Here is a 10,140-nt window from a genome sequence, read left to right as displayed (position 1 = left end):
GCCGGACGGCCTCGGCCGCCAACCTGGCCCTCAGCGTGCTCGCCGGGCTGGGCGCCGCCGCGCTGGGCGTGCTGCTGGCTCAGGCGGTCGGCTGAGGCTCGAACGCCTGCCGGAACGTGAACGCGTAGGGCGTCGGCCCGTGCTCGCGCAGATGCTCGAGCCGTTCCTTGGCCTCCGCGACGGTCGGCAGCTCCCCCTCGGGCACCCACCACAGCACCTGGAACATCTCTCCCAGGTGCTGGAACCACTCGCGCCGCCGCCGCACGTAGTCCATGTGCACGGTCCGGTAGACGTAGTCGAAGAGCGCTTCCCGCGACTCCCAGACGCTCATGTTCACCATCAGCTCGGGATCGCCGTAAGGCCGGATGTCGGTGGCGTCGTCCGCTTCACCGACCATCCGCCAGACGAAGCCGGGCGCCGCGTCGGCGAGCGCGTTGATCTCTTCGAGCCCGTTGACGAATCCGGCGAGCTGAGGAGAGTCCAAAGGTGCGGCGAGACGGGCGATGTTGAGCTGGGCGAGATGCATGAGGCGACTATAATCAGTTTTCACTATTTTTAGAAATCGCCACACAGCAGCGGCCCGGCGCGGGATCCATCACGGCCGTCCCGCCCGACTCCTCGGCGAGCCCCGCGAGCAACGCCAGATTCATCCCGCAGACCAACGGCGGGAACTCCCCCGCGAGCCGGTGGAAGGGGCAGTTGCGCATCCGCACCACCGCGCCGTCCAGATACGGCTCATACCCCCGCTCCCTGAGCACGTCGAGCAGCTCACGGCCGTCCAGAACCGGCCCGTGGACGCGCGCCGCCGCCGCGACGGCCTGTTCGAGCCCGGCGTCCTCGACGGCCTCGGCCAGCACCGCCGCCACCGTCCGGTAGTCCCTGGCGGGCAGCGACACCGCGAACTCGGCGTCCGAGCGCCGGTAGAGCTTGGCCGGACGTCCCGCACCCGGCCCGCTCCGCCCCTCGGGACGCCGGAACACCGCGTCCAGCAGCCCGCCTTCGACGAGTTTGTCCAGATGGAAGACGGCGAGGGTCCTTTTGATCCCGGCCGCCTCGGCTGCCTCGTCCCGGCTGACGTCGTGGTCCTGCGCGGCCACGTACTCGTACAGACCTCTTCTGACCGGGTCCTGGAGAAGGGCGACGGCTTCGATGCTCACCCCGCCTTTGTAGCAGCCCTACAAAGGCGGTAGGGCCAGCTTCGTCTTCGCGATCACTGCTCGGCCGGTGGCCTGCCTGGCAGACTGGGGTTCCGCGGAAGAGATCCGGGCGGGGCCGAACGCCTTCGCTTTGTCGAAGTCATACGTCGAAGTCATACGGGGAGATGCGATGCGCGAAGCGGTGGTCACCGGCCTGGGCGCGACGACGCCACTCGGCGGCGACCTGCCGACCACCTGGGACGGCCTGAAGACGGGCCGTTCCGGTGTCGCCCTCGTCGAGGAGGAGTGGGCCGTCGATCTCCCGTCCAGGATCGCCGGCCGGCTGGCCGTCGAACCGACCGCGATCCTCAGCCGGGTCGAGGCCCGCAAGCTCGACCGGGTCGAGCAGATGGCGATCGTCGCGGGCCGTGAGGCGTGGGCGTCGGCGGGCGCTCCCGACGTCGATCCGGTCCGTTTCGCGGTGGTGATCGGCACCGGGATCGGCGGCGCGACCACCATGCTCGACCAGTTCGACACGATCCTGAAGAGCGGTGTCCGGCGGGTGTCCCCCAACACGGTGCCGATGCTGATGCCGAACGGCCCGTCCGCCTATGTGTCGATGGAGCTGGGCGCGAAGGGCGGCGCGCGCACCCCGGTGTCGGCGTGCGCGGCGGGCGCCGAGGCCATCGCGTTCGGCGCCGACCTGATCCGGCTCGGCCGCGCGGACGTGGTCATCGCGGGCGGCGCGGAGGCATGCATCCACCAGCTCACGATGGCGGCGTTCGCGCAGATGCGCGCGCTGTCCACGCGCAACGACAGCCCGTCCACCGCGTCCCGGCCGTTCGACGTGACGCGCGACGGCTTCATCATGGGCGAGGGCGCGGCCGTCATGGTGCTGGAGTCCGCCGAGTTCGCCGCCGCGCGCGGCGCGAAGATCTACGGCCGGGTCGCCGGTTCCGGCGTCACCTCCAGCGCCGCGCACATCACGGCGTCCGACCCCGACGGCCAGGCCCGCGCGATGCGCCTGTCGCTGGAGGACGCCGGGCTGTCCGCCCTGGACGTCGACCATGTGCACGCCCACGCCACCTCGACCCCGCAGGGCGACGTCGCCGAGGCCGAGGCGATCGTCCAAGCGCTCGGCAGCCACCCGGCCGTCACGGCCACCAAGTCGATGACGGGCCATCTGATCGGGGCGTCCGGGGCGCTCGGCGCGATCAGCGCCCTGCTCTCGGTCCACGAGGGGATCATCCCCGGGACGATCAACCTGGCCGAGCTCGATCCCGCCGTCAAGGTGGACGTCGTCCAGAACACCGCCCGGGAGACGAACGTCCGAGCGGCGATCGCCAACAGCTTCGGCTTCGGCGGTCACAACGTCTCCCTGCTGTTCACCCCGTAGCGGCGCGGCTCAGCGGACCGCTTCGCTCGCGGCCCGCTCGATCGCCGTGATCAGCGACTCGACCTTCGCGGTGTAGATGGAGTCGTGGGTGACCTCCGACAGCGGGCCGCCCAGCCGGGTGATGTGCGGGAACCGCTCCGGATCGACCAGGCGGTACTCGCGCCGCCACGACTCCTCGTCGGCGGCGCGCGCGTCGGGCTCGACCAGCTCGAACGCGGCGTGCTGGCCGACGTGAGCGAGGACCGAGTCGCCGAACATCCGGTAGTGGACGACGGCCGCGGACCCCTCGAGCCCCGCCTCGGTGACCGCGCCGAGGATCAGTTCGACCACCCGGAACTCGTTGCGCCTGCGCGTGGTGCGGCTGGCCATCATCGCCGACACGACCGGGTACTTCATCCCGACGCGCAGCGACTCCCAGGCCAGAGCGCGTAGCCGGGCGCGCCAGTCGAGGCCGTCGGGGACCCCTTCCAGCACCTCGCCGAGCGTGCGGTCGGCGACCTCGAGCAGCAGTTCGTCCTTGTCCCTGAAGTGCCGGTAGACGGCTGTCGGGTCGGCGCCCAGCTCCTGGCCGAGCCGGCGCACGGTGAAGGCGTCCGAGCCGCCGAGCGCGGCGATGCGCAGGCTCGCCTCGATGATCGCTTCCGGGGTGAGCTGGCTGCCCGAACGGCGGGTGCGGGGGGTGGCGGCGGATTTCGGCATGGTCCCGCAAGTGTACCGAGACGGCCACGGTCCAGCGCAACACCGTTGACAACTGCATTGCGCTAGGAGTTCACTCTCCCCATTCGCCAGCGATTCGAGGGATTCATGAACGAGCTTGAGCCGGACCTAATCTTCACCGGGGGGACCGTCTTCACCGGTCTCGCCGACGCTCCGCAGCGCGCGGACGTCGCGGTCGGCGACGGCCGGATCCTGGCCGTCGGGGACGGGGTCGCGGCGCTGGCACGGCCGGGCACCGAGATCGTCGATCTGGCCGGCGGGATGCTGGCGGCGGGTTTCCAGGACGCCCATGTGCATCCCGCCTACGCCGGGGTCCAGCTCGCCCGCTGCGATCTGGGCGCCGAGCACACCGTCGAGGGCTACTTGCGGACCGTGGCCGGGTACGCCGCCGCCCACCCGGACAAGCCGTGGATCTGCGGCGGCGGCTGGTCGATGGACGTCTTCCCCGGCGGCACCCCCACCCGGCACATGCTCGACTCCGTCGTGCCGGACCGGCCCGTCCTGCTGACCAACCGCGACGGCCACGGCGCGTGGGCCAACAGCCGGGCGCTGGAGCTCGCCGGGATCGGCCGCGCCACCCCCGATCCCGCCGACGGCCGGGTCGAGCGCGAACCCGACGGCTTCCCCGCGGGCACCCTCCAGGAAGGGGCCATGCGGCTGGTCCCCGCCCCCGACGCCTCCCCGGACGAGGCCCACCAGGGCCTGCTGGTCGCCCAGGAGCGGATGTTCTCGCTGGGCGTCACCGCCTGGCAGGACGCGATGATCGCCGCCTATCCCGGCAATCCCGACAACTTCCACACCTACCGGCGGGCCGCCGCGAGCGGCGAGCTCCGCGCCAAGGTCGTCGGCGCGCTCTGGTGGGACCGCGAGCGCGGCCTCGAGCAGATCGACGAGCTGGTCGAACGCCGTGCGGGCGGCGTCGGCCGGTTCCGCCCCACCACCGTCAAGATCATGCAGGACGGCATCGCGGAGAACTTCACCGCCGGGATGCTCGACCCCTACCTGGACTCCTGCGGCTGCGCCACGGCCAACTCCGGCCTGACCTTCGTCGATCCGGAGCTACTGAAGGAGGCCGTCCGGCGGCTCGACGCCCTCGGCTTCCAGATCCACTTCCACGCGCTCGGCGACAAGGCCGTCCGCCAGGCGCTCGACGCCCTGGAGTCGGCGCGCGACGCCAACGGAACCAACGACAACCGCCACCATCTCGCCCACCTCCAGGTCGTGCACCCCGACGACATCGCCCGGTTCGCCCCGCTCGGCGCGGCCGCCAACATCCAGGCGCTGTGGGCCGCGCACGAACCGCAGATGGACGAGCTGACCATCCCGTTCCTCGGCCCCGAACGCGCCGCCCGCCAGTATCCGTTCGGCGCGCTCCAGCGGGCCGGCGCACGGCTCGTCGCGGGCAGTGACTGGTCGGTGAGCAGCCCGAACCCGCTGCTGGCACTGCACGTCGCGGTCAACCGGGCCGTCCTGGACTCCGACGCTCCCCCGTTCCTGCCCGAGCAGGCACTGACCCTGGCCGAGGCGTTCCGCGCGTACACCTCGGGCAGCGCATGGATCAACCATCTCGACGCCGAGACCGGCACCGTCGAGGCCGGAAAGCTCGCCGATCTCGTGGTCCTCGACCGCGACCCCTTCGCCGGACCACCCCGGGAGATCGGGCTCACCCAGGTGACCCGCACCTACGTCGAAGGTCTTCCCGTCCATTCCTGATCCCCGGAGGTACCTCCCGATGCGTTCCCGTCTCGCGGTCTCGCTGGCCGCCCTGTCCCTCACCGCCGCGGCCTGCGGCGGCGGCTCCTCCCCCACCGGCAAGGCGGCCGCCGCCTTCGAGCTGACCGACCAGACCCCGCCCGCCAAGGGCGAGCTCGCCTCCTTCACCTGGTCGACCTTCGCCGAGCCCTACTCGATCGACTACGCCTACGCCTTCGACTACCCGTCGAACACGATCCTGTCCAACGTGTGCGAGAGCCTGCTGCGCTGGAACCCCGACCTCACCACCTCGCCCGCGCTCGCCGAGAAGGTCACCAACCCCGACCCGAAGACCTGGGTGTACGCCATCCGGCCGGGCGTGAAGTTCCACGACGGCTCCGAACTGACGGCCAAGGACGTCGCAGCGTCGCTGAATCGGCATCTGACCCCGGACGTCGGCAGCTACTGGTCGTCGGTGTACCGGAACGTGGTCTCGGTGAAGCAGACCGGACCGCTGCAGGTCACCGTCAAGCTCAAGCAGCCCGACGCCCTGTTCAACCAGTACATGGCGGCCAGCCCCGGCACGATCGAGTCGGCGGCGAGCCTCGCCGCGGCGGGCAAGGACTACGGCAACCCGAAGAAGGGCGTCAACTGCACGGGACCGTTCTCCTTCGGCTCCTGGACGCCCGGCCGCGACCTCGTCCTCCAGCGGTTCGACGGCTACTGGGACCCAGCCCTGAAGGCGAAGTCCGCGCAGGTCAAGTTCGTCTTCCTGCCCGACTCCAACGCCCGGGTCAGCGCCTTCCAGTCCGGTGAGGTCGACGGCGGCTGGATGCTCCCGCCGAACGCGTTCGCCACCCTCCAGTCCGGTTCCGCCGGAAAGCTCTACTTCGGCAGGAACACCACCACCGCCAACGAGGTGATCAGCAATCTGGACGGGCCGCTGGGCAACCCGAAGGTCCGGCAGGCGCTGCTGATGGCGATCGACCGCGAAGGCATGATCAAGGCGGGCGCCGCCGGCATCGCCGACCTGGCCGACTCGCTCGCCGCCCCCACCACCTGGGGCGGGGCGCCCGAGGCCCGCAAGGGCATCACCCCCTACCCCTACGACCCGGCCAAGGCCAGGACCCTGGCCGCGGAGGCAGGCGTCAAGGGGCAGAAGGTGGTCATCGCGACCAGCTCCCTCGACGTCGAGACCGGCATCATCACCCAGGCGATCTCCCAGGCGGCGACCGAGATCGGCCTCAAGCCCGAGATCACCACGCTGTCGGCCGACAAGTACGGCGCGCTGTTCACCGACCCCGAGGCCCGCAAGGGCGTCGACATGTTCCTGACTTTCTGGTACACCTCGATCACCGATCCGCTGGACATCTACGCCAACGTGCAATCCGGCAACTTCGCCAACTACGGCGGCTGGTCGGACAAGACGTACGACGCGGCCGTCGACAAGGCGCTGGCCGCCGACGACGTCACGGCCCGCCGCGCGCTCACCGCGGACGTCCAGGAGATCGCCACCCGGGAACTGCCGTGGCTGCCGCTGTACGCCGCGCCCGTCAACGTGTTCGTGGGCAAGAAGATCACCGGCGTGAAGCCGTCCATCGCCTACATGTACTACCCGTGGGCGGCCGAGATCGGCTCCGCTGAATGATCGTGGCGCTGGTCCGCAGGGTGGCCGGGATGCTGGCCACCCTGCTCGTCACCTCCCTGGCGGTCTTCTTCTCGCTGTACCTCGCACCGGGCGATCCGGTCAGCTTCCTCGTCAGGGGCCGCAGCCCCGGCGCCGAGGAGCTGGCCGCGATCCGGCAGCAGTACGGATTCGACCGGCCGGTGCTGGTCAGATACTGGGACTGGCTGACCGGGATGCTCCACGGCGACCTCGGCTGGTCCTACCTGTTCCACCAGGACGTCTCCGAAGTGCTGTGGGCACGGCTGCCGAACACGCTGCTGCTGGTCGCCACCTCCACCGTGCTGATCGTCGTGGTGGGCATCGGTTCGGGGATCGTCGGCGCCCTCCGCCGCGGCACGAAGACCGACTCGACGGTGCTGCTGCTGGTCACCGTCGGCGCGGCCGTGCCGTCGTTCGTGATGGCGCTCGGCCTGCGCTCGGTGTTCGGGGTCGGCCTCGGCTGGTTCCCGACCGTCGGCTACGGCGAGGGCCTGGCGAGCCGGCTCCACCACATCGTGCTGCCGGCCGTCGCCCTCTCGGTGACGTTCATGGCGATGGTCACCCGGGTGACCAGAACCGCCATGCTCGACGAGCTGGGCCGCGAACATGTGGACGTCGCGCTCAGCCGGGGCCTGTCCAAGGGCACCGTGATCCGCCGGCATGTGCTGCGCAACGCGCTCGGGCCGATCGTGACGGTGTCCGGGCTGCTGGTGTCCGGGATGCTCGTCAGCACCGTGATCGTCGAGACGGCCTTCGGGCTGTCCGGGATCGGCTCGCTGCTCGTCCAGACCGTCAACCAGCTCGACTTCCAGGTCGTCCAGGCGATCGTGCTGCTGGTCGTCGCGGTGTTCGTCGTGGTGAACACGCTCGTCGACCTCGTCTATCCGCTGATCGACCCCAGGGTCGCCGCCCAGGGGAGCGCCCGATGATCTACCGCGTCTCCCTCTGCGTGCTCGGCGGGTTCGTGCTGCTCGCGCTGGTCGCGCCGTGGATCGCGCCGCACGATCCCGAGATCGGCCGGTTCACCGAGCTGTATCTGCCGCCGGGGCCCGACCACTGGCTCGGCACCGACCAGGGCGGCCACGACACGTTCTCCGCGCTGATCGTCGGGGCCCGCACCAGCCTCATCGGCCCGCTCGGCGTCGTGTTCGGCGCCACCCTGCTCGGCATCGCGATCGGCCTGTTCAGCGCCTGGACCGGCGGACGGACCGACGCCCTGATCGGCCGGGCCCTCGACGTCGTGTTCGCCTTCCCCGCGCTGCTGCTGGCCATCCTGGCCGTCGCGCTGTTCGGCAAGGGCCTGACGGCGCCGGTGCTCGCCATGGCCGTCGCGTACACGCCGTACACGGCACGGCTGGTGCGGGGGCTCGCCCGGCAGGAGCTGGCGCGCCCGTATGTGGCCGCCTACCGGGTGCAGGGGTACGCGCCGCTGCACATCGCGGTCCGCGGGGTGCTGCCGCATCTCGCTCCGGTGGTGCTCGCCCAGTCCACGGTCAACTTCGGTTACGCGCTGCTGGACCTGGCCGCCCTGTCGTTCCTCGGCCTCGGCGTCCAGCCGCCGACCCCCGACTGGGGCGCGATGATCAACCAGGGGCAGGTGGCGGTGCTGGCCGGCGAACCCCTGTCGGCTTATGTCCCGGCCGTCGCCATCGTGCTGGTCGTGGTCGCGTTCACCGTGGTCGGCGAGAGATTCGGCGACCGCCTCGCCGGGAGGGAAGCGTAGATGGAACTGCTGTCGATCCGCGGACTCCGGGTGGAGCTGCCCGGCATGGCCAGGCCGATCCTGGACGGCGTCGACCTGGACGTGGGCCGCGGTGAGGTCGTCGCCCTGGTCGGCGAGTCCGGCTCCGGCAAGTCGGTGACGGCCAGGGCCGCGCTCGGGCTGACCCCGCCGGGCGTGGAGGTCCGCGGCTCGGTGTCCGTGGCGGGCACCGAGGTGCTGTCGGCGCGCCCCGCCGAACTCCGGGAGATCCGCACCCGCACCGCGTCGATGATCTTTCAGGATCCTCGGGCGTCGATCAACCCGGTCCACCGGATCGGCGACTTCCTCACCGAACCGCTCCGCCGCACCCTCGGCTGGAGCTCCACCAAAGCCAAGGCACGCGCCGTCGAACTGCTCGGCGAGGTCGGGCTGACCTCGCCGGAACGCCGGCTCCGCCAGTACCCGCACGAATTCTCCGGCGGAATGCTCCAACGCATCATGATCGCGGGAGCGCTGGCCGGCTCCCCTGACCTGCTGCTGTGCGACGAGCCGACGACCGCCCTCGACGTCAGCACCCAAGCCGAGATCATGACGCTGCTCGCCAGGCTCCGCACCGACCACGGCCTCGGCATCCTGCTCATCACCCACGACCTCGAACTGGCCGCCTCGACCGCCGACCGGATCTCCGTCATGTACGCGGGCCGCATCGTGGAGACAGGCGACGCCCGCCGGATCTTCGACGCGCCCCTCCACCCCTACACCGGCGGGCTGCTGGCCTCCACACCCCGGCTGGACGGCCCGCTCACCCGGCTCACCCCCGTCCCCGGGGCGCCGCTGTCGCTGCTGGAGAACCCGCCCGGCTGCCCCTTCGCCCCACGCTGCCCACGTGCCGCGGCCATCTGCACGACCACCGCACCCCAGCCCAGGCCCGTGCCGGTGGATCTCGTTTCCTGTCATCTCGTGGAGGCCCCATGACCCCCCTGCTCTCCGTCCGCGGCCTCCGCAAGACCTACGGCCCCGTCATCGCCGTCGCCGGCATCTCGTTCGACGTCCCGGAAGGCGGATCACTCGGCATCGTCGGAGAATCAGGGTCGGGCAAGACGACCACAGCCCGGATGCTCGTCGGCCTGGAACGCCCCGACGCCGGAACGATCCTCCTCAACGGCGCGCCCCTCCCGAAACACCGGCTGGCCCGCGCCACCTCCGTCCAGATGGTGTTCCAAGACCCCTACCAGTCACTCGACAGCCGAATCCCGATCGGCGTCGCGCTCACCGGACTCCTGAAACTGCACCGCTCCACCACCGACCCGAAAACCCTCCTCGACCAGGTCGGACTAGGAGACCGTGAAGCCGGAAGCCTGCCCCGGCAGCTCTCCGGCGGGCAGCGGCAACGCGCCGCGATCGCGCTCGCCCTCGCCGTCACACCCCGGATCCTCGTCCTCGACGAAGCGGTCTCCGCCCTGGACGTCTCCGTCCAAGCCCAAGTCCTCAACCTGCTCACCGACGTCCGCGCCCAAACCGGCATCACCCTCATCTTCGTCAGCCACGACCTGGCCGTCGTCCGCTACCTCTGCGACGAAGCCCTCGTCATGCACCACGGCGAAGTCGTCGAAACAGGCCCCGTCGAATCCCTCCTGACCACACCCCAAGCCGACTACACCCGCCGGCTCCTCGCCGCCGTCCCCCGCGCCCACCGCTAAGTCCCAGAAAATGCGAAAGGCCCCGGACCAAATGGTCCAGGGCCTTTCGTACATTAATTGCGGCGGTGTCCTACTCTCCCACACAGTCTCCCATGCAGTACCATCGGCGCTGAAGGGCTTAACTTCCGGGT

The 10,140-nt window shown here is 70.7% G+C and carries 10 protein-coding genes and 1 rRNA gene; 7 read left to right on the top strand and 4 right to left on the bottom strand.

Features of this window, described 5'->3' with window-relative positions:
- Positions 1-79: 79 nt before the first annotated feature.
- Together ACYVE7_RS21150 and ACYVE7_RS21145 are read right to left on the bottom strand one after the other, a co-directional pair.
- Complete coding sequence (locus ACYVE7_RS21150) at positions 80-526, bottom strand: DUF3291 domain-containing protein (protein ID WP_460366704.1); 447 nt, start codon at positions 524-526, stop codon at positions 80-82.
- Between the two features lie 13 nt (positions 527-539).
- Positions 540-1,157: a helix-turn-helix transcriptional regulator gene (locus tag ACYVE7_RS21145; RefSeq protein WP_460366703.1), complete on the bottom strand. Its 618-nt coding sequence runs from the start codon at positions 1,155-1,157 to the stop codon at positions 540-542.
- A gap of 169 nt (positions 1,158-1,326) precedes the next feature.
- Between ACYVE7_RS21145 and ACYVE7_RS21140 the strand changes: the two genes are divergently transcribed.
- Positions 1,327-2,532, top strand: a complete 1,206-nt coding sequence (locus ACYVE7_RS21140; protein ID WP_460366702.1) for a beta-ketoacyl-[acyl-carrier-protein] synthase family protein — start codon at positions 1,327-1,329, stop codon at positions 2,530-2,532.
- A 9-nt stretch (positions 2,533-2,541) separates the two neighbouring features.
- Here the strand turns inward: ACYVE7_RS21140 and ACYVE7_RS21135 are convergent, their stop codons facing one another.
- A complete protein-coding gene (locus tag ACYVE7_RS21135) occupies positions 2,542-3,231 on the bottom strand; it encodes a TetR/AcrR family transcriptional regulator (protein WP_460366701.1) in 690 nt (229 codons plus the stop codon).
- 105 nt (positions 3,232-3,336) lie between these two features.
- Here ACYVE7_RS21135 and ACYVE7_RS21130 point away from each other — a divergent pair, with 105 nt between their 5' ends.
- Genes ACYVE7_RS21130 through ACYVE7_RS21105 form a run of 6 tightly spaced genes read left to right on the top strand, consistent with a single transcriptional unit; the run spans position 3,337 to position 10,009 of the window.
- On the top strand, positions 3,337-4,962 hold the full coding sequence (locus ACYVE7_RS21130) for an amidohydrolase (RefSeq protein ID WP_460366700.1): 1,626 nt from the start codon (positions 3,337-3,339) through the stop codon (positions 4,960-4,962).
- Positions 4,963-4,981: 19 nt separating this feature from the next.
- Entirely contained in the window at positions 4,982-6,589 is a 1,608-nt protein-coding gene (locus tag ACYVE7_RS21125) for an ABC transporter substrate-binding protein (protein WP_460366699.1), read from the top strand.
- On the top strand, positions 6,586-7,536 hold the full coding sequence (locus ACYVE7_RS21120; RefSeq protein WP_460366698.1) for an ABC transporter permease: 951 nt from the start codon (positions 6,586-6,588) through the stop codon (positions 7,534-7,536). Before ACYVE7_RS21125 ends, ACYVE7_RS21120 begins: the two co-directional genes overlap by 4 nt.
- The gene (locus ACYVE7_RS21115; RefSeq protein WP_460366697.1) at positions 7,533-8,330 is read left to right on the top strand and encodes an ABC transporter permease; all 798 of its coding nucleotides are present in this window, start codon (positions 7,533-7,535) and stop codon (positions 8,328-8,330) included. The genes ACYVE7_RS21120 and ACYVE7_RS21115 overlap by 4 nt, the downstream gene beginning before the upstream one ends.
- Positions 8,331-9,284, top strand: a complete 954-nt coding sequence (locus ACYVE7_RS21110) for an ABC transporter ATP-binding protein (protein ID WP_460366696.1) — start codon at positions 8,331-8,333, stop codon at positions 9,282-9,284.
- A complete protein-coding gene (locus tag ACYVE7_RS21105) occupies positions 9,281-10,009 on the top strand; it encodes an ABC transporter ATP-binding protein (protein ID WP_460366695.1) in 729 nt (242 codons plus the stop codon). Before ACYVE7_RS21110 ends, ACYVE7_RS21105 begins: the two co-directional genes overlap by 4 nt.
- A gap of 57 nt (positions 10,010-10,066) precedes the next feature.
- Here the strand turns inward: ACYVE7_RS21105 and rrf are convergent.
- Positions 10,067-10,140: ribosomal RNA gene (gene rrf, locus ACYVE7_RS21100) — 5S ribosomal RNA — on the bottom strand; the annotation flags it as partial.

Source organism: Actinocorallia lasiicapitis (assembly GCF_054778695.1).
The sequence above is the reverse complement of the archived record's forward strand: the minus strand, read 5'-3'. Positions and strand labels throughout refer to the sequence as shown.

What these genes read in the sequence shown, in the direction of transcription:
- ACYVE7_RS21150 (WP_460366704.1), bottom strand. Translation starts at nt 526, where the DNA reads ATGCATCTCGCCCAGCTCAACATCGCCCGTCTCGCCGCACCTTTGGAC.
- ACYVE7_RS21140 (WP_460366702.1), top strand. Translation starts at nt 1,327, where the DNA reads ATGCGCGAAGCGGTGGTCACCGGCCTGGGCGCGACGACGCCACTCGGC.
- ACYVE7_RS21135 (WP_460366701.1), bottom strand. Translation starts at nt 3,231, where the DNA reads ATGCCGAAATCCGCCGCCACCCCCCGCACCCGCCGTTCGGGCAGCCAG.
- ACYVE7_RS21130 (WP_460366700.1), top strand. Translation starts at nt 3,337, where the DNA reads ATGAACGAGCTTGAGCCGGACCTAATCTTCACCGGGGGGACCGTCTTC.
- ACYVE7_RS21125 (WP_460366699.1), top strand. Translation starts at nt 4,982, where the DNA reads ATGCGTTCCCGTCTCGCGGTCTCGCTGGCCGCCCTGTCCCTCACCGCC.
- ACYVE7_RS21120 (WP_460366698.1), top strand. Translation starts at nt 6,586, where the DNA reads ATGATCGTGGCGCTGGTCCGCAGGGTGGCCGGGATGCTGGCCACCCTG.
- ACYVE7_RS21115 (WP_460366697.1), top strand. Translation starts at nt 7,533, where the DNA reads ATGATCTACCGCGTCTCCCTCTGCGTGCTCGGCGGGTTCGTGCTGCTC.
- ACYVE7_RS21110 (WP_460366696.1), top strand. Translation starts at nt 8,331, where the DNA reads ATGGAACTGCTGTCGATCCGCGGACTCCGGGTGGAGCTGCCCGGCATG.
- ACYVE7_RS21105 (WP_460366695.1), top strand. Translation starts at nt 9,281, where the DNA reads ATGACCCCCCTGCTCTCCGTCCGCGGCCTCCGCAAGACCTACGGCCCC.